General features: G+C 67.0%; 17 protein-coding genes and 1 pseudogene. 8 read left to right on the top strand and 10 right to left on the bottom strand.

Annotated features, from left to right (window positions below; all coding sequences use genetic code 11):
- Positions 1-307, bottom strand: a pseudogene (locus tag HV786_RS27245) (hypothetical protein); the annotation flags it as partial.
- On the opposite strand from HV786_RS27245, the gene HV786_RS26330 reads away from it, so the two are divergent.
- The 4 genes from HV786_RS26330 to HV786_RS26315 all read left to right on the top strand — a co-directional run bounded on the left by HV786_RS26330 (position 306) and on the right by HV786_RS26315 (position 3554).
- Complete coding sequence (locus HV786_RS26330; protein WP_223576143.1) at positions 306-731, top strand: CopD family protein; 426 nt, start codon at positions 306-308, stop codon at positions 729-731. The pseudogene HV786_RS27245 and the gene HV786_RS26330 sit on opposite strands and share 2 nt — an antisense overlap.
- A gap of 314 nt (positions 732-1045) precedes the next feature.
- A complete protein-coding gene (locus HV786_RS26325; protein WP_175212049.1) occupies positions 1046-1807 on the top strand; it encodes a MetQ/NlpA family ABC transporter substrate-binding protein in 762 nt (253 codons plus the stop codon).
- Positions 1808-1813: 6 nt separating this feature from the next.
- The gene (locus HV786_RS26320) at positions 1814-2917 is read left to right on the top strand and encodes a methionine ABC transporter ATP-binding protein (RefSeq protein ID WP_254599523.1); all 1104 of its coding nucleotides are present in this window, start codon (positions 1814-1816) and stop codon (positions 2915-2917) included.
- Complete coding sequence (locus HV786_RS26315) at positions 2898-3554, top strand: methionine ABC transporter permease (RefSeq protein ID WP_128828599.1); 657 nt, start codon at positions 2898-2900, stop codon at positions 3552-3554. The genes HV786_RS26320 and HV786_RS26315 overlap by 20 nt, the downstream gene beginning before the upstream one ends.
- 33 nt (positions 3555-3587) lie before the next feature.
- On the opposite strand, the gene HV786_RS26310 is transcribed toward HV786_RS26315, so the two are convergent.
- On the bottom strand, positions 3588-4610 hold the full coding sequence (locus HV786_RS26310) for a hypothetical protein (RefSeq protein WP_128828598.1): 1023 nt from the start codon (positions 4608-4610) through the stop codon (positions 3588-3590).
- A 140-nt stretch (positions 4611-4750) separates the two neighbouring features.
- Here HV786_RS26310 and HV786_RS26305 point away from each other — a divergent pair, with 140 nt between their 5' ends.
- Positions 4751-5941 carry a trans-sulfuration enzyme family protein gene (locus tag HV786_RS26305; RefSeq protein ID WP_128828597.1) on the top strand — a complete coding sequence of 397 codons (1191 nt, stop codon included), beginning with the start codon at positions 4751-4753 and terminating at the stop codon, positions 5939-5941.
- Here HV786_RS26305 and HV786_RS26300 read toward each other — a convergent pair.
- Positions 5916-6401: a hypothetical protein gene (locus tag HV786_RS26300; protein WP_128828596.1), complete on the bottom strand. Its 486-nt coding sequence runs from the start codon at positions 6399-6401 to the stop codon at positions 5916-5918. The two genes, HV786_RS26305 and HV786_RS26300, sit on opposite strands and share 26 nt — an antisense overlap.
- A gap of 145 nt (positions 6402-6546) precedes the next feature.
- Here HV786_RS26300 and ppk2 point away from each other — a divergent pair, with 145 nt between their 5' ends.
- On the top strand, positions 6547-7692 hold the full coding sequence (ppk2, locus tag HV786_RS26295; RefSeq protein ID WP_175212047.1) for a polyphosphate kinase 2: 1146 nt from the start codon (positions 6547-6549) through the stop codon (positions 7690-7692).
- 4 nt (positions 7693-7696) lie between these two features.
- Here ppk2 and HV786_RS26290 read toward each other — a convergent pair whose 3' ends face one another.
- The 5 genes from HV786_RS26290 to HV786_RS26270 form a co-directional block, all read right to left on the bottom strand.
- Positions 7697-8047, bottom strand: coding sequence for a DOPA 4,5-dioxygenase family protein (locus HV786_RS26290; protein WP_175212046.1), 351 nt, complete (start codon positions 8045-8047; stop codon positions 7697-7699).
- A gap of 19 nt (positions 8048-8066) precedes the next feature.
- On the bottom strand, positions 8067-8429 hold the full coding sequence (locus HV786_RS26285; protein WP_175212045.1) for a translation initiation factor Sui1: 363 nt from the start codon (positions 8427-8429) through the stop codon (positions 8067-8069).
- Positions 8429-8812 (bottom strand): RNA-binding S4 domain-containing protein, encoded by a 384-nt coding sequence (locus tag HV786_RS26280; RefSeq protein WP_062839065.1) that lies wholly within the window; start codon positions 8810-8812, stop codon positions 8429-8431. Before HV786_RS26280 ends, HV786_RS26285 begins: the two co-directional genes overlap by 1 nt.
- 133 nt (positions 8813-8945) lie before the next feature.
- Positions 8946-9935, bottom strand: a complete 990-nt coding sequence (locus HV786_RS26275; RefSeq protein WP_152384881.1) for a tripartite tricarboxylate transporter substrate binding protein — start codon at positions 9933-9935, stop codon at positions 8946-8948.
- The gene (locus HV786_RS26270; RefSeq protein ID WP_128828594.1) at positions 9932-10789 is read right to left on the bottom strand and encodes an amidohydrolase family protein; all 858 of its coding nucleotides are present in this window, start codon (positions 10787-10789) and stop codon (positions 9932-9934) included. Before HV786_RS26270 ends, HV786_RS26275 begins: the two co-directional genes overlap by 4 nt.
- A gap of 111 nt (positions 10790-10900) precedes the next feature.
- Between HV786_RS26270 and HV786_RS26265 the strand changes: the two genes are divergently transcribed.
- Positions 10901-11788 (top strand): LysR family transcriptional regulator, encoded by an 888-nt coding sequence (locus HV786_RS26265; RefSeq protein WP_175212044.1) that lies wholly within the window; start codon positions 10901-10903, stop codon positions 11786-11788.
- 137 nt (positions 11789-11925) lie between these two features.
- Positions 11926-13761 carry an ABC transporter ATP-binding protein/permease gene (locus HV786_RS26260; protein ID WP_175212043.1) on the top strand — a complete coding sequence of 612 codons (1836 nt, stop codon included), beginning with the start codon at positions 11926-11928 and terminating at the stop codon, positions 13759-13761.
- Positions 13762-13776: 15 nt separating this feature from the next.
- On the opposite strand, the gene HV786_RS26255 is transcribed toward HV786_RS26260, so the two are convergent.
- Positions 13777-14580, bottom strand: coding sequence for an aspartate dehydrogenase (locus HV786_RS26255; RefSeq protein ID WP_056324032.1), 804 nt, complete (start codon positions 14578-14580; stop codon positions 13777-13779).
- A 338-nt stretch (positions 14581-14918) separates the two neighbouring features.
- Complete coding sequence (locus tag HV786_RS26250; protein WP_128828593.1) at positions 14919-16307, bottom strand: amidohydrolase; 1389 nt, start codon at positions 16305-16307, stop codon at positions 14919-14921.
- Positions 16308-16421: the final 114 nt, after the last annotated feature.

Genomic DNA, 16421 nt, shown 5'->3' with positions numbered 1-16421 from the left:
CGCCCGCCGCAGCGCCCGCCACGCCTACGCCGGCGGCAAAGACGCCCGCCTCGGGGGAGCCCGCCGCAGGATCGCCCGCCGCAGAATCGCCCGCCGCAGAATCGCCTGCGGCCGCACCTGCCGCCACGGGATCGCCCGCCGCGGGCTCACCCGCCGAAGGGGCGACTGCTCCCGCACCGGCGTCGCAAACCGGCAATTGACGCCGTTGCCGCCGGCGCATCCACCGCCGGCGCGTTTGCCGTAGCGCAAATACTGCAGGCCAGCGCGCCGCATCGCGCTGGCCGCGAGCGGCGATAATGCCGCCCATGACATACCAACTCCTGAAAATGGCCCATGTGGCGGCCGCCGTGGCGTGGCTGGTGGGCTCGCTCTTCGTGTCGCTTTTTCTCCTGACGTCGCAGCCGGAGCATGGCGACGACGCGCCCAAGGAACGCCGGATGCTCCACGTCCTGCGCCGCTGGACGCTGTTCGTCACCACGCCGGCCATGGTCATCACCTGGTTGATCGGACTGCACTTGGCCATGACGTTCGGCTGGTTTGCGATGAACTGGATCTGGATCAAGGTCGCCTTCGCGATCAGCCTGTCCGGCTTGCTCGGCATGCAGAGCGCATCGCTTCGGCGCATGGCCGGCGGCAGTGGCAAGCGGCCGCCTCTGATCGACCTGCAGGCGCCGTTCATCGTGCTGGCGGCGGCGGCCATCGTGACGCTGGTCGTGGTCAAACCGTTCTGAACGGGCACGCCTGACCGCCGGTCCGGCGCATGGCGGGGGCGCCATGCCTGGACTGCGATATGACAACGCCCCATATCGAATCAACCGCGTAATAACGACTCAACGAACTAGTCGTTCGCGCGCACGAGCCCCGTCCCTAGAATCGTCTCCTCTCATAACTGCACGGGTTCAGAGGCGATTCCATCATGACTATTCGTACTTTTGTGGCCGAGGCCGCGGCGGATGCGTCCGTTTCCGGCGGCGCGCAGCCCGCGCGTTTCGCATGGGCGCCGATCTTCAAGCGCTTGCTGGGTGCGGTGCTGGCGTCCGCCGCCATGTTCCACGGTCCGGCCTTTTCGGCCGACCCCAAGCCGCTCAAAGTGGGCGTGCGCGGGGGCGTGGACGAGCAGATCTGGGAAGTAGTGACGCAGGTGGCCAAGAAAAATGGCCTGGCCGTCGAGCCTGTCGTCATCACCGGCACCGCCAGCCCGAACGAGGCGCTGAACAACGGTGATCTCGAGGCGAACGCCTTCCAGCACATTCCCTTCCTGAACGACCAGATCAAGCAGCGCGGCTACAAGCTGGTGCCGGTGGCCAACACGTTGATCTCGCCCATCGCGTTCTATAGCAAGAAGTACAAGTCGCTCAAGGACTTGCCGGACGGCGCGAAGGTGGGCATTCCCAACGATCCCAGCAACCAGACGCGCGCGCTGGTCATCCTGCGCGACCAGGGTCTCATCACGCTGAAAGACGGCTTTGATCCGGCGACCGGCACGGCCACACTCGCCGACGTGACGTCCAATCCCAAGAAGCTGAACTTCGTGGAAAGCGCATCGGTGGTGCTGGCGCGCTCGCTGCCGGACGTGGATACCGCCGCCATCGTCAACAGCTTTGCCTACCAGGCCGGGCTGATCGCCACGCGCGATGGCATCGCGGTCGAGAGGAAGGAAAACAACCCCTACGTGAACATCATTGTGGTGCGCGAGAAGGACAAGGACGCGCCGTGGGTGCCCGCGCTGGTCAAGGCGTATCACTCCGAGGAAGTGCGCCAATTTATCCTGACGAAGTTCGAAGGGTCGGTGATCCCGGTCTTCTAGGCAATCATGCAGCGCGAACTTTCCCTGCCCCAGGACGTCATGCACGCCACGCAAGCGCCGGCGCGCGACGCGCACATCGTGTTCGAGGGGCTGCAGAAACAGTACCAAGGCCCCGCGGGCCCGGTGGCGGCGCTGTCGGACGTGTCGTTTTCGATTGCGCGCGGCGAGGTGTTCGGCATCATCGGCCGCAGCGGGGCCGGCAAGTCCACGCTGCTGCGGTCGATCAACATGCTGGAACGGCCCAGCGCGGGCCGCGTGTGCGTGGATGGGGTGGACGTGGGCAGCCTGGACGAGGATGCGCTCGTGGGCCTGCGCCGCCGCATCGGCATGATCTTCCAGCACTTCAATCTGCTGTCGGCCAAGACGGTGGCCGAAAACGTCGCGTTGCCGCTGCGGGTGGCGGGCGTGAAGCCGGCTGCCGCGCGGGCGCGGGTGGAGGCGCTGCTTGAGATGGTGGGCCTGCGGGACAAGGCCGATGTTTACCCGTCAAAGTTGTCCGGTGGACAGAAGCAACGCGTGGGGATTGCGCGCGCGCTGGTCCACGAGCCCGAGATCCTGCTGTGCGACGAGGCGACTTCCGCGCTCGATCCCGAGACCACGCAATCCATCCTGGCGCTCCTTTTGGATATCAACCGCAAGCTGGGCCTGACCGTCGTGCTGATCACGCACGACATGGCCGTGATCCGCGAGGTCTGCCACAACGTGCTGGTGCTGGATGGTGGCCGCAAGGTCGAACTGGGCGAGGTGTGGCGCGTGTTCGGCGACCCCCAGGCGGATGCCACGCGCGCGCTGCTGCGGCCGTTGCAGCACGATGTGCCGGGGGACCTGGCGGCACGGCTAGTGCCCGATCTGCAGGGGCGTCCTGGCGTTGCAGTGCTGCGGTTGCGCTTTACCGGCCAGGGCCGGCCGGACGGCGTGTCGCTGCAGGCGCTGGCCGCCATGGGGCCGGGCGCCACGCTGCTGCACGGCGGACTGGACCGGCTGCGCGGCCACGCGCAAGGCAGCCTGCTAGTGTCGGTGCCCGCGGGCGCATTACAGGAAGAGACCGCGCGCGCCGCGCTGGTGGCCGATCAGATCAAGGTGCTTGGCTATGTCGCTACCGATGCTTGATAAATACCTGCAGGCATTTCTGCAGACGCTGACGATGGTGAGCATTTCCGCAGCCATCGCCATCGGCGCCGGCCTGGCGCTGGCCGTGGTGCTGACGGTCACCGCACCGGGCAGTCCGTACCCGCGTCCGCGCTTGAATAAGGCACTTTCGGTCACGGTGAATACCTTCCGCGCCATCCCCTTCATCATCCTGCTGGTCGCGATGCTGCCCTTCAAGCGCTTCCTGGTGGGCACGACGCTGGGCACGTGGGCGGCCATCGTGCCGTTGTCGGCCAACCTGATTCCGTTTTTTGCGCGCATTGCGCAGGTCAGCCTGAACGACGTGGACCACGGCCTGGTCGAGGCGGCGCGCGCCATGGGCTGCCGCCGCTGGCACATCGTGCGCCATGTGCTGCTGCCGGAAGCCTTGCCGGGCATCATCGGCGGCATGACGGTCAGCGTGATCGCCATGATCAACGCGTCTGCAATGGCAGGGGCCGTGGGTGCTGGCGGGTTGGGGGATTTGGCGATCCGCTACGGCTACGAGCGCTACGATACGCGGGTGATGTTCGAGGTGATCGTGATCCTGATCGCGCTGGTGTCGATCGTGCAGTTCACCGGCGAGTGGCTATCGCGCCGCGCCGACCACAAGCGCTAGCGCATGCGTGGCGTGATGCAAGGCTTATCCGGCTCAGCGCAGCGGCGCCTGCGGCATGGCCGCCAGGGATTGCGTCGCCAGCCGTTCCTGCTCGCGGGCCAGCCGGTTGACGGTGTCCTGGTGCTGGTGAAAGCGCGTCAGGTCGGCGTTGCGCCCGAACTTCAATTCGTTGCGGTCCGCGTACCAGAACTGACGGTTATCATCGAGCAGCGTGATCATCAGCCCGAACTCGTGAAGGATCTGCGTTTCCAGGTCCCAGACGCGCCGCAGCTTCTCGTTGCTAGCCGCCCGCGAGTCCGTCAGCGCCTGCAGGATCTTTGCCTTTTCAGGTTCGGAGATGGTCAGCGAGCGCACCAGCGAGGGCATCTCGTCCAGCACGTCCAGGCTTTGCTGGCGGTAGTCGGGCACCAGCTTTTCGGCCTGTTCCAGAATCAGGCGGCTTTCGATCAGGCCCGAGTCGCGCGCCAGCCGGCCGGCGTCAAAGAGCCGGGGCAGGCCGATTTCCTTGAGTTCCTGCAGGTAGGCGCGATGCTGCGCAAGCCGTTCGCCGGCCACGGTTTTCATGGCCCGTTCCATTTCGCCGTACGGACCCGTGGCCTTGGGCGAGGGATCGATGGCGGGCACGTCTTCGGGCACGCCGGAGCCGCCGCCGGCCTGCATGCGCAGTGCGTCGATGGCCTTGCGGATTTCGGTGTTGGCGATGTCGCGCTGGCGGTTGTCGTGGCTGCGTTCGGCAAGCGGCACGGCCACGGCGGCCAGCAGGAACACCCCCGCGCCCAGCATGATGCGCACGCGGTTACGCGGCGTGCGAAAGCGTTTCCAGAGGGAAAAGACGCCCAGGACGACGAGCAGCAGGGCGCCCAGGAGCATGGCGCCGCCGAAGGCCAGTTGCGCAACCTCCAGCATCGTTTCCGGACGGCTGCTGTAGACGGTCCACGCCAGCATCGCGGAATAGACCAGACAGGTGGCGGCCTTCAGGAGCCAGCCGGGTTCGGGCGGAGCCGTGGCCAGAGCGGCCGGGCCGGCAGACGTGGCGGGCGCTTGCGGGTCGTTCATGTGGCGCGCGAAAACGGGGATACGGCGTTTGACTGTAAAGACTCGCTTGGGCCCCGTCAATGCCGCGGGCCGGCGGCGGGAAGCGATTTCAGGGCAGGCGCGATGCGCGTCTGCATCCACCGATGACAGGAGTGAATGACATGACCGACCACCCGCAACACGGTTTTGCGACCCGCGCCATCCACCTGGGCTACGACCCGCTGGACGAACAGGGCGCGCTGTCGCCGCCGCTGTACCTGACGTCCACCTACACGCAGGACAGCATCGAGGCCTTTGACCGGATCCGGCTTGGCGAAGCCCAAGGCTATGTCTACGGCCGCACGCGCAATCCCACGCAGGCGCTGCTGGAAGAACGCCTGGCGTCGCTGGAAGGCGCCGAGGCCGGCGTGGTGACGGCCTCGGGCATGGCGGCCATCTCGGCCACCCTGTTTTCGCTGTTGCAAAGCGGCGACGAGATCGTGGTCGACCAGATTGTCTACGGCACGGCCTTCACGCTGTTCACGCAGGGGCTGGCCCGCTTTGGCGTGCGGGCCGTGTTCGCGGACTTCACCAAGCCCCAGACGGTGGCCGCCGCCATCGGCCCCAAGACCCGGGCCGTGTACTTCGAGACCCCCGCCAATCCCAACCTGCGGCTGGTGGACATTGCGGCCATTTCCGCCATCGCGCGCGGCAAGGGGCTGCTGACGATCGTCGACAACACGTTCGCGACGCCGGTGCTGCAGCGGCCGCTCGAGCACGGCGCGGACATCGTGCTGCATTCGGCCACCAAGTATCTGGGCGGGCACGGCGACCTGCTGGCGGGCGCGGTGCTGGGACGCAAGCCGCATATCGACGCCATCCGGTTGCAGGGATTGCGCTACTTCACGGGCGCGACGCTGTCGCCGTTCACGGCCTTTCTGGTGCTACGCGGGATCAAGACGCTGGAGCTGCGCGTGCAGCGGCACAGCGAATCCGCGTTGAAGGTGGCCAAGCTGCTGCGCGAGCACCCGGCAGTGGCGGATGTGTTCTATCCGGGCCTTTCCGGCACGGCGGGCGCGGACATCGCGGCGCGCCAGCAGGCGGCGGGTGGCGGACTGGTGGCCTTCGAGCTGAAGGGCGGGTTGTCCGCCGGCAAGGCGCTCTTGAACAGCCTGAAGCTGGCGCGCATTGCGGTCAGCCTGGGCGATCCCGAGACCCTGATCCAGCATCCGGCGTCGATGACCCACGCCAGCTATTCGGCCGAGGACCGCGAGCGCTACGGCCTGTCCGAAGGGTTGCTGCGGCTGTCCGTGGGGCTGGAAACGCCCGAGGACATCCTGGCGGACCTCAAGCAGGGTCTGGATCGCGTGTAGCCGAGGGCAGGTCGGGAGAGGCGGCGTCCGCGCGCCGCCAGGCCACCCACTCGCCTTCGCCCTCGAAATGGCGCAGGCCGCGCGCGGCGGTCGCCAGGCCCGCGCGCAACACGTCCATGTCCAGGCCGGGCAGGTTGCGGAGCAGGGCGGGGGGCAACTGGTTGATGTCCAGCACGCGCTCGTCGAAGTCCATCCGCATCAGCCCGCCGCCGTCGGTGGGCACGCGGACGAACCACAGGCTTTCCATGTAGTCGCCAAACCACGGGTCCGGATAAATCGCCTGCGTGAAAACGAACCCGAATTCATGAATGTCGCGCCAGGGCCAGAATTCCTGCAGGCCCATCGCGCGGGCCAGTTCGCCCGAGCGCGTCAGCCCGGCGTCATCAAAGCGCACGATTTCCTGCAAGGGGTCTTCGGCTGCCGGGGGGCCGGCGAACCATCGCTTGATGAATGACCACATGGGTGTCGCGATCGAAGGGAACAGGGAGGTGCAGTGTAAAGGGGCCGGGGTCGTGTAAAAATGTTACAACCTTTGATCCCAATCAATTTCGCGCACCCTGGCGCAAGCTAGGGTTGAAGTTTTTGGCGCAGCAAGGACAGGACGAATGACCGACAAGATATCGCAGGCTCCCGATCAAGACGAAGCCGCCCCGGCGGCGCAGGTCAAGCGCCCCGCCGTGGCCAGGGGCGCGGCCAAGCGCACGGCGAATGCCCGCCCGGCGGCCGCATCTGCCACCGAGCCCGCCGTCGAACTGAGCAAGCGCGTGGCGGCGCGTCAGGATGCGGCGCGGCAGGAGACCGCGGCGGTGCTGGCCGATATCGCCAGCCGCTACCAGGTGGGCGAACCGGGCGAGGCGCGCGCGGCCCTGCGCACCGTCATCGATTCGCTGTCGGCCGATGACGCGCAGGCCGTGCATCGCGCGCTGCTCGATGCCAACCGGCAGGCGCCGGGGGCGCGCCGCAATCCCGACGAAGAACTGGCGGGAGATTGGCGCGAGGGCGTCTATCCCTACCGCCACCGCATGCTGCGCCGCAATTACGAAAAGCAGAAGTACAAGCTGCAGGTCGAACTGCTGAAGCTGCAGGCGTGGGTCAAGGCAACCGGCCAGCGCGTCGTGATCCTGTTCGAAGGGCGCGATGCGGCAGGCAAGGGCGGCACCATCAAGCGCATGATGGAACACCTGAATCCGCGCGGCGCGCGCGTGGTCGCCCTGGAAAAGCCGTCCGACACCGAAAAGGGCCAGTGGTACTTCCAGCGCTATGTGCAGCACCTGCCGACCGCGGGCGAGATCGTCATGTTCGATCGGTCCTGGTACAACCGCGCGGGCGTCGAGCGCGTGATGGGATTCTGCTCGCAGGACGAATACCTGGCGTTTCTGCGCCAGACGCCCGATTTCGAGCGCCACCTCGTCAGCAGCGGCATCACGCTGATCAAGCTGTGGTTTTCGGTCAGCCAGGAAGAACAGCGCCGCCGTTTCCAGCAGCGCAAGGTGCATCCGCTCAAGCAGTGGAAGCTGAGCCCGGTGGACCTGGCGTCGCTGGACAAGTGGGACGATTACACGCGCGCCAAGGAAGCCATGTTCGCGCACACCGACACCGCCGATGCGCCGTGGATCGTGGTCAAGTCCGACTGCAAGAAGCGCGCGCGCCTGAACGCCATGCGCTATGTGCTGAGCCGCCTGCCCTACGAGGGCAAGAGCGACGACGCGCAGATGGCGATCGATTCGCTGATCGTCGGACGCGCGCTGTAGGGGATCAGCCGCCCAGCGCAGCCAGGTTCAACATGTGGCTGCGCCCGATCCACACGGCGCAGTCGCGGTGGTCGCGCAGCGAATTGCCGGTGTTCGGATGCATGAACACATCCAGCGCGCCGTGGTTCAGTGTCAGCCAGGTGGCGATCTCGGCCAGATGCTGCGGGCCGAACGCGATCTGGTAGCTCCATTGCGGATGCGGGCCCACGGGGCGCTCATGGAAGCGCCCCATTTCCATCTTGCCGTCAAACGTCGCAACGATCCGTTCGCGCAGGGCGAACGCGGCATCGCGGCTTGCCGCGTCGAAGTACACATGGGCGTGCCAGCTCGCGACGTCCGTCACGGGAATTTCCATCGTTCTGTCCTGATCCGGTTCAGCCGCCCGCGCGCTTGGCGCGGTGGCCTTGTTTCGTGAGCGCGTCGATGATGCGGTCGCAGTGGTCGCCCTGCACCTCGATCACGCCGTCCTTGACGGTGCCGCCCGAACCGCACGCGGTCCGCAGCTGCTTGCCCAACGCGGCCAGGGCGTCGGGCGCCAGCGGCAGTCCGCGCACCAGCGTCACGCTTTTGCCGCCGCGGCCCTTGGTCTCGCGGGAAACGCGCGCCACGCCGTCGCCCGCTGGGGCCGCGCGGCTGGCCGCCTGACACTGGCATTGCGCGACAGGCTGGCGGCATTGCGGGCACATGCGCCCGGACTCCGTGGAGTAAACCAGGCCGCCGGAGGTGCCGCGCTTCATCAAGACTTGCCCCGCATCTGGTCGATGAGACGCCGATCGCGCTTGGTGGGGCGTCCCGCGTCGATGCCCAGCGCCGGTTCGGGCGCCAGGCGCCGCATTTCGGCGGCGCGCTCGCGGGCGGCCACGCTCTCGGGCGTTTCTTCATACAGCAGGCGCGCCACCGGCGCGGGGCCTCGCACGCCGCTCACGGCCACGACGCGCACCTGCAGCGCGGGGTCTTCCTTGCGAACCGCGACGACGTCGCCGGCGCCGACCTCGCGCGCGGGTTTGGCGGGCTGTCCGTTCACAAACACGCGGCCCTTGCCGATTTCCTGCGAAGCCAGGCTGCGCGTCTTGTAGAAGCGCGCGGCCCACAGCCATTTGTCGAGTCGGATCTTGTCCATCCAGCGGGTTCCTGCGGTAAAGCTGTCCAAGGCGTCATGATAGCCCCGCCCGCGCGGCAAAAAAAAACGGCGCCCAGGATGGAGCGCCGCAAACCGGCTACGCGGTGTCCGGGCCCATCAGGCCCGGCAGTACTCAATCCAGTTTCAGGCCCGCTTCCTTGACGACGCGCTGCCACTTTTCGATCTCGGCGCGGCGGAACGTGTCCAGTTCGGCAGGCGTGGAGCCAATGGGTTCGGCGCCGATGCCGGCAAGCTGTTCGGCGATCGCGGGATCCTTCAGCACCTTGGCCAGCGCCTGCGACACCTGTTCGACGATGGCGGGCGGCGTGCCGGCCGGGGCGAACACGGCGTTCCATTCGTAGGTTTCGTAGCCCGGCACGCCCGATTCGGCGATGGTGGGCAGGTCGGGCGCGGTCTTCGAACGCTCCAGTCCGCCGACGGCGACGGCGCGCAGCTTGCCGTTCTTCACGTGCTGCCAGGCAGAGCCCATGCTGGCGAACATGACGGGCACCTGGCCCGACATCACGTCGATCATGGCCGGGCCGCCGCCCTTGTACGCGACGTGCTGCAGCTGGGTCTTGGCCAGCAGGTTGAACAGCTCGCCCGCCAGGTGCTGGGCCGAACCGGGACCGGCCGAGGCAAAGTACACCGGTTCCTTGGCATCGGGCTGGCCCAGTTTGATGAGGTCGGCGACCGACTTCACTTCGTACGACGGCGTCACGACCAGCACGTTGGGCACGCGCAGCAGCAGCGACACCGGCGCGAAGGCCGACAGCGTGTCGAACTGCATCTTGCTGTGCAGCGCGGGGTTCTGCGCGTGATTGGAGGCGTCCAGCATCAGCGTGTAGCCGTCGGGATTGGCCTTGGCGACGACGGCGCCGCCGATCATGCCGCCCGCGCCGCCGCGGTTTTCGATGACGACGGGCTGGCCCAGCTCGGCCGCAAGCTTCGGGCCGATCAGGCGAGCGACCACGTCCACGGTGCCGCCGGGCGGATAGGTCACCACCAGCGTGACCGCGCGCTCGGGGTAGGCGGCGTGTGCGACGCCGGCGGCGCCAGCCAGCAGGCCGGCGGCGGCAAACAGCGCGCTACGTTGCGCCAGGCGTTTGATGAGAGGGGTCATGGAGCGTCTCCTTTGAATTGGAATAGCTGCAACGGCGTGTCGGCAAGCACGGCCCGCCGTTGCGCGGGGTCGTCGATCCAGGCGTCCAGCCACTGCGTGGCCGCGGCATAGGACGCCAGGTGGCGATGTTCGGTATGGGGCCAGTCGCTGCCCCACATCAGGCGTTCGGGGGTGTAGGCGTCCAGCAGTTGCTGCGTGGCCAGCCGGCCGGAGGCCGCGCAGGCGGCAGCGGCCCAGTTGCGGTAGGGCGCGGCCAGCTTCACCCACACACGGCCGCTGTCCGCCTGGCGCAGCAGATATTGGAAACCGGGGTCCGAAACGCCGAGCGCGGGATCCGGGCGGCCAAAATGATCCACCACGACGCGGCAGCCCGCCGCTAGCAACGCAGGCATCACGCCTTCCAGGCGCGCAGCCTGCAGATGGATTTCCACATGCCACCCCAGCGCATTCACGCGGGCAAGCAACGACTGCCAGGCGGGCGTCTGCAATGCGGGGCTGTCCAGCCCGACAAGGTTCAAGCGGATGCCAACCACACCCGCGGCGGCCAGGTCCTGCAATTCGGTGTCAGTGATGTCCAGCGCCACCACGGCCACGCCGCGCAACCGGGCGGGCGCCGCGCGCAGCGCTTGAACCAGATGGCTGTTGTCCGTGCCCAGGAAGCTGGGCTGCACCAGCACGCCGTGGCTCATGCCATGCGCATCCAGCAGGTCCAGATACTCGGCCAGCGTGGCATCGTAGTCCGGCGTGTGGCGGCGCGTGTCGGCAAGGGCGAGGCCTTGGTGAAACACGTGGGCGTGGGTGTCGACGGCGGCGCCTGGAATCGGCGAGGGCAAAGCAGTCTCCTGATTCGGCATGGCGTTCGCGGAACGGCACTGCCGGTATGTAATGGTCTGTAAGTCGGGATTCTAGGAAGTCGATGTATAGTTTTCCATTGTGGAAAAGCGCTTTTTATATATTGGATCAATATGGAAACCCGGCACCTTCGGTACTTCCTGGCGGTGGTGGACCACGGCAGCGTCAGCCGCGCTTCGGACTGGCTGGGCATTGCACAGCCCGCCTTGAGCCAGGCGCTGACGCGCATGGAAAAAGACTTGGGCGTGAAGCTGTTCGAACGGTCGCGGCAGGGCACGACGCCCACCCCGGCCGCGCAGGCCATCCTGGAAGACGTGCGCGCCAGCGTGGCGCGCATCGACGCCGCGGCCCGCCGTGCCCGCGAGATCGGGCGGGGCAGCGCGGGGCAACTGACGGTCGGCCTGGTGTCCTCCGCGCTCTTTGACACCTTGCCGCGCGCGCTGCGCCAGATGCGCCAGCAGGCGCCGGGCGTTCGCATCATCCTGCGGGAAATGAGCAACGCCGAACAGGCCGAGGCCTTGCAGACGGGCGAGATCGATATCGGCCTGATGCATACACCCGTGGCCGTGGGCGGCCGCATGCGCGAGCGCCAGTTGCTGCGGGACCGGCTGGTGGCCGCCGTGCCCGACGAGTTCGAAGTGCCGCCCGACGGTCAGGTGTCGATGGCGCAGATCGCGCAGGCCGGTCTGGTCATGTACCCGCAGTCACAGTTGCCGGCATTTTATGCGGACATCCTGGATGCCATGCGCAAGGGCGGACACGATGCGCACGTGAACCAGGAGGCCAGCCGCACGTTGACGGTGCTGTCGTGCGTGGCGGGCGGTTGCGGGGTGGCCTTGTTGCCCAGCTGGATACGGTCCATGGATTTTCGCGGTGTGCGCTTTTGCGAGGTGCGCGATGGCGAGCGCCTGCCCAGTTTCGACCTGAGCGCGATCTGGCCCGCGCGCAGCGTGCCCACGCTGGCGGACCTGTTCGCCAACCTGGACCTCGGTCCAACTTGATGAAATCGCGTCTCGGCTTTCAACGCGCCTTCAATGTCCTTGGCGGTGGCTTAAGCCAGGCTTAAAGCGGCAGTTTTGCCGGAACTGCGCCGGATCCGGACGTCTAACCAGGAACGTCATTGCGAGGTTCCGGGCTCATGGATCTGAATTGGCAGCAGCAACTAGCAGAAAGCGCCCTGTGGCTTGCGCGCGCGTTCGGCATTTCCGCCGTCGCGCTGGCGGTGGTCACGCTGATCCTGACGCGCACCACGGTCTGGGGCCGGAAGTTCTGGCGGCTGGCTTGGCCGTACCTCACGCCCCGGCGCAGCTGGCGGCCGATGCTCACGCTGGCCTTGCTGCTGTTCCTGGCGATGTTCGCGGTGCGCATGACCGTGCTGTTTTCGTTCTGGTACAACGGCTTCTACAGTGCCTTGCAGGCGCTGGACCAGTCGGTCTTCTGGCACTTCCTGGGGATTTTCGCGGTGCTGGCCACCGTGCATGTGGTGCGCAGCCTGGCCGACAGCTACGTGGGCCAGGCCTTCGACATTCATTGGCGCGTCTGGCTGAACGAGCGCCTGACGCGCGACTGGCTGGGCGCGGGCGCCTACTACCGCGGCCACTTCCTGGCCGAACCCGTCGACAACCCCGACCAACGCATCGAACAGGACATCGCGCAATTCGTGACGGGGTCGCGCACGCTGGCGATCGGCGCCATCAGCGCGATCGTCTCGCTGGTGGCCTTCACGGCAATCCTGTGGGGGTTGTCGGGTCCGCTGACGCTGGGCGGCGTGGAGATTCCGCGCGCCATGGTGTTCGTGGTTTATCTGTACGTCATCGTCGCGACGTGGCTGGCGTTCAAGATCGGCCGCCCGCTCATCAAGCTGAACTTCCTGTCCGAGCGCCTGACGGCCAACTTCCGGTATGCGCTGGTTCGCCTGCGCGAGAACGCCGAGAACGTTGCGTTCTATCAGGGCGAGGAAGTGGAGCGGGCCACGCTGTGGACGCGCTTCACGTCCTACATCGCCAATCTGTGGGCGCGCGTGTACCGGGGCCTGAAGTTCGACGGCTTCAACCTGTCGGTCAGCCAGATCGCGGTCGTGTTTCCGTTCATTCTGCAGGCGTCGCGCTTTTTCAGCGGGGCGATCAAGCTGGGCGATGTCATGCAGACCTCGCAGGCGTTCGGGCAGGTGCAGGAATCGCTGTCGTTCTTTCGCAGTTCCTACGACACGTTCGCCCAGTACCGCGCGACGCTGGATCGTCTGAATGGATTCCTGGATGCCAACGAGGCCGCGCGTGCGCTGCCGCAGGTGCAGACCCAGACGCTGCCCGATGGCCTGGCGATCGAGGGCCTGGATGTGTCGCGCCCGGACGGCGCCTGTTTGCTGGACAACCTGAATCTGCGCTTGCATCCCGGACAAGCCCTGCTGATCAAGGGGCCGTCGGGCAGCGGCAAGACCACCTTGCTGCGCGCGCTGGCCGGTCTGTGGCCGTATGCCCACGGCGTGGTGCGGCGGCCGCAGGGCGCGTCCGCGCTGTTCCTGTCGCAGCGTCCGTATCTGCCGCTGGGCGACCTGCGCGGCGCGGTGGCGTATCCGGGGCTGGCGCAACCGGCCGAGGACGCGCGGCTGGCCGATGCGTTGCGGCAGGTCAACCTGGGGCATCTGGCCGGCCGGCTCGATGAAGTGCACGACTGGTCACGCGTGCTGTCGTTGGGCGAGCAGCAGCGCATTGCGTTTGCCCGCGTGCTGTACAACCGGCCCGCGCTGGTGTTTCTGGACGAGGCCACCTCGGCCACGGACGAAGGGCTGGAGCACATGCTGTACAGCCTGCTGCGCGAGGCGCTGCCGGACAGCATGCTGGTCAGCGTGGGCCATCGCAGCACGTTGGATGCGTTCCATACGCACCGGCTGGACCTTGACGGAACGGGACGCTGGCAGGTCGGGCCCATGCCGGCGCCGCGCCACGGCGACGCGTTGCGGCGGGAGGCGGCCTGAAGGAGGGCGCCGCCCTCAGGTGCCGACGCGCAGCGGTCCGGTCAGCTTGCGCAGCGCGGCGATCACGCTTTGCGCCGTGATGCGCCCGGTCTTGGGATTGGCCGACGGGATGTTCTGGATTTCCATCGAGAACGAGGCGGAGTCGGACACGACCTCGACGCGGTGCAGGTTGCGATCGAGCGAGGGATCTGCCCAGATTTCCAGCGTGGTGCGATCCGGGCCGATGCCCGCCAGCGACACGCTGACGGCCACGTTGAGGTTGGCGGGAAAGCCCACGGCCGCCTCGCGCGGCGAGCCGCGGAAGATGAGGCGCGGCTCGGTGATGCCTTCGATGTCGATGTTGTTGTCGGTCAGGTAGGGCGCGCCCAGCAGGCCGCGCACCGGCTTGCGGGTGATCATCGTGACGGAATGGATGACGCCTTCGGCAGCGGCGGTGATGGCGTCCAGCCCGAGGATGGCGCCCGACGGCACGATGACCTGGCCGCCGTGCTGGCGCGCGATGTCGATGAGGTCTTCGTGGCGCAGCAGCGCGCCCGAGCTGAGCACCACCATCTTCTTGCCGGCGCGCAATACAGGTTCGGCGATGTTGCGGAACACGGCGGCGGGCGCGCATTCCACGACCACGTCGCAATGGTCGGCAAGGCCGTCGATGGTGGTGAAGGCGGGCGCGCCGTCTTTCCACGAGAAGGCGGGCGGGGCGCTGGGATCGCGCACGGCGACGGCGGCGAGCGTCAGGCCGGGCAGGCCGGCATCGAGGGATTGCGCCACGGCCTGGCCGATGGCGCCGAAGCCGGCGATGCCGACGCGGTAGCTGTTCATGGGTATCCGAAAAAGTTGGACCCGCGGCAGGACCGCGGGTGGTTCGGGAATGCGGCAGGCAGCGCGCCGCAAGGCTGCCGGCCACTGTAGCCACCGGCTGGCGACGCGTCAATGCGGGATGCCCGCAAGCACACGGCTACACTCGCGAATTCCACCAAACTTAAGGGGCCGGCAAATGCAGATCTCTTCCGAAACGCCTTCCGATTGCGACGCGATTTTCACGGTGACGCAGGCTGCTTTCAAGGACCATCCGCATAGCCAACAGACGGAAGGCCATATCGTGGACGCGCTGCGCCGGGCGGGTGCGGCGAGTTCGTCTGCGATGCCGATAGGAACGATCAACTGCCCGCGCGCGCATTCGCCATGTAGTCGACCGTCAGGTTCGACAGCGCACGCACGCCGTTGATGAGGCCCGACTCGTCCACATGAAAGCGGGGCGAATGATTCGGCGCGGCCTTGTCGACATCGGTGTCCTTGGGCGTCACGCCCAGATAGAAGAACATGCCGGGCACCTTCTCCTGATAGAACGAAAAGTCCTCGGACGCGGTCGACTTGGGCTGCAGGCCATAGTTGCCTTCGCCCGCCACGCGCCGCAGTGTCGGCCCCATCTGCTCGGCCAGCGCCGGCGGATTGATCGTGGCGTTATATAGCTCGACAACCCGCACGTCCGCCTTCGCGCCCGCGCTTTGCGCGATCATGTCCGCGGTGCGCGCGATGCGTTTGTGGATGTCCTTCTTCATGCCTTCGTCGTACGTCCGGATGGTGCCGGTCATCGCCACGCTGTCGGGGACGATGTTCATGCGGTTGCCGCCGTGGATGGCGCCCACCGTGATCACCGCCGGTTCAAGCATGCTGTTGAGCTGGCGGCTGGGAATGGTCTGCAAGCCCAGGATAATCTGCGAGCTGACCACGATGGGGTCAATGCCCGACCACGGGCGCGCGCCGTGCGTCTGCTTGCCGGTCACGTCGATCCAGAACTGGTCGGCGGCGGCCAATGCTGGACCGGCGCGCCAGGCGAGCCAGCCTGCAGGATACGCGCTGGAGACATGCAGGCCGAAGATCGCGTCGACCTTGGGGTTGTCGAGCACGCCTTCTTGCACCATCATCTTGGCGCCCCAGACCTTCTTGCCGTCGGGTTCGAAGTCCGCGGGGGTTTCCTCGGCAGGCTGGAAGATGAACTTGACCGTGCCGGGCAGTTCATCCTGCATGCCGGCCAGAACTTCGGCGGCCGCCATCAGGATGGCCGTGTGCGCGTCATGGCCGCAGGCGTGCATGACGTCGACTTCCTTGCCGAGATACGTGCCCTTGGCCTTCGAGGCGAACGGCACGTCGACCTGTTCCTTGACAGGCAGGGCGTCCATGTCCGCACGCAGCGCCACCACGGGGCCGGGCTTGCCGCCCTTGAGCACCGCGACGACTCCGGTGCCCGCGACGCCGGTCTTCACGTCCATGCCGAGCGCGCGCAGATGATCGGCGACTAGCTTGGACGTACGGTGCTCCTGGTTGCCGAGCTCCGGATGTTGATGGATGTCCCTGCGCCAGGCGATGAGCTTGTCTTCGATGGCCTTGGCGCGTTCGTCGATCTGAGCGGCGAGCGCGGGGTTGGCGGCGGGTTGCACTGCGCCTTGCGCGCCAGGGGCGCCTTGCGCGGCAGCCGGGCCGGAAAAGATCAGGTGGGCGGCCAGCGCCAGGGGCGCCAGGCGGAACAGGGAATTGCGTTGCGGCATGCTCTTCTCCTCGGGGTAGTTAACTTGTTATTGACGAGGATATTACCTGAGCGCCCCAGCGCAAGCGGCCCTGTTTCCTGTGCTTACGTTGCGCGGAATTTAACGCGCGCCGGC

It is taken from the genome of Achromobacter mucicolens, assembly GCF_902859725.1.
Taxonomy (GTDB): domain Bacteria; phylum Pseudomonadota; class Gammaproteobacteria; order Burkholderiales; family Burkholderiaceae_B; genus Achromobacter; species Achromobacter mucicolens.
This window is presented reverse-complemented; position numbering and strand designations above follow the sequence as displayed.

Excerpts from the sequence above, each read along its gene's own strand:
- HV786_RS26300 (WP_128828596.1), bottom strand. The coding sequence starts at position 6,401 with ATGTGGTCATTCATCAAGCGATGGTTCGCCGGCCCCCCGGCAGCCGAA.
- HV786_RS26255 (WP_056324032.1), bottom strand. The coding sequence starts at position 14,580 with ATGAACAGCTACCGCGTCGGCATCGCCGGCTTCGGCGCCATCGGCCAG.
- HV786_RS26330 (WP_223576143.1), top strand. The coding sequence starts at position 306 with ATGACATACCAACTCCTGAAAATGGCCCATGTGGCGGCCGCCGTGGCG.
- HV786_RS26250 (WP_128828593.1), bottom strand. The coding sequence starts at position 16,307 with ATGCCGCAACGCAATTCCCTGTTCCGCCTGGCGCCCCTGGCGCTGGCC.
- HV786_RS26315 (WP_128828599.1), top strand. The coding sequence starts at position 2,898 with ATGTCGCTACCGATGCTTGATAAATACCTGCAGGCATTTCTGCAGACG.
- HV786_RS26320 (WP_254599523.1), top strand. The coding sequence starts at position 1,814 with ATGCAGCGCGAACTTTCCCTGCCCCAGGACGTCATGCACGCCACGCAA.
- HV786_RS26270 (WP_128828594.1), bottom strand. The coding sequence starts at position 10,789 with ATGCCGAATCAGGAGACTGCTTTGCCCTCGCCGATTCCAGGCGCCGCC.
- HV786_RS26275 (WP_152384881.1), bottom strand. The coding sequence starts at position 9,935 with ATGACCCCTCTCATCAAACGCCTGGCGCAACGTAGCGCGCTGTTTGCC.
- HV786_RS26280 (WP_062839065.1), bottom strand. The coding sequence starts at position 8,812 with ATGGACAAGATCCGACTCGACAAATGGCTGTGGGCCGCGCGCTTCTAC.
- ppk2 (WP_175212047.1), top strand. The coding sequence starts at position 6,547 with ATGACCGACAAGATATCGCAGGCTCCCGATCAAGACGAAGCCGCCCCG.
- HV786_RS26285 (WP_175212045.1), bottom strand. The coding sequence starts at position 8,429 with ATGAAGCGCGGCACCTCCGGCGGCCTGGTTTACTCCACGGAGTCCGGG.
- HV786_RS26305 (WP_128828597.1), top strand. The coding sequence starts at position 4,751 with ATGACCGACCACCCGCAACACGGTTTTGCGACCCGCGCCATCCACCTG.
- HV786_RS26265 (WP_175212044.1), top strand. The coding sequence starts at position 10,901 with ATGGAAACCCGGCACCTTCGGTACTTCCTGGCGGTGGTGGACCACGGC.
- HV786_RS26325 (WP_175212049.1), top strand. The coding sequence starts at position 1,046 with ATGTTCCACGGTCCGGCCTTTTCGGCCGACCCCAAGCCGCTCAAAGTG.
- HV786_RS26290 (WP_175212046.1), bottom strand. The coding sequence starts at position 8,047 with ATGGAAATTCCCGTGACGGACGTCGCGAGCTGGCACGCCCATGTGTAC.
- HV786_RS26310 (WP_128828598.1), bottom strand. The coding sequence starts at position 4,610 with ATGAACGACCCGCAAGCGCCCGCCACGTCTGCCGGCCCGGCCGCTCTG.
- HV786_RS26260 (WP_175212043.1), top strand. The coding sequence starts at position 11,926 with ATGGATCTGAATTGGCAGCAGCAACTAGCAGAAAGCGCCCTGTGGCTT.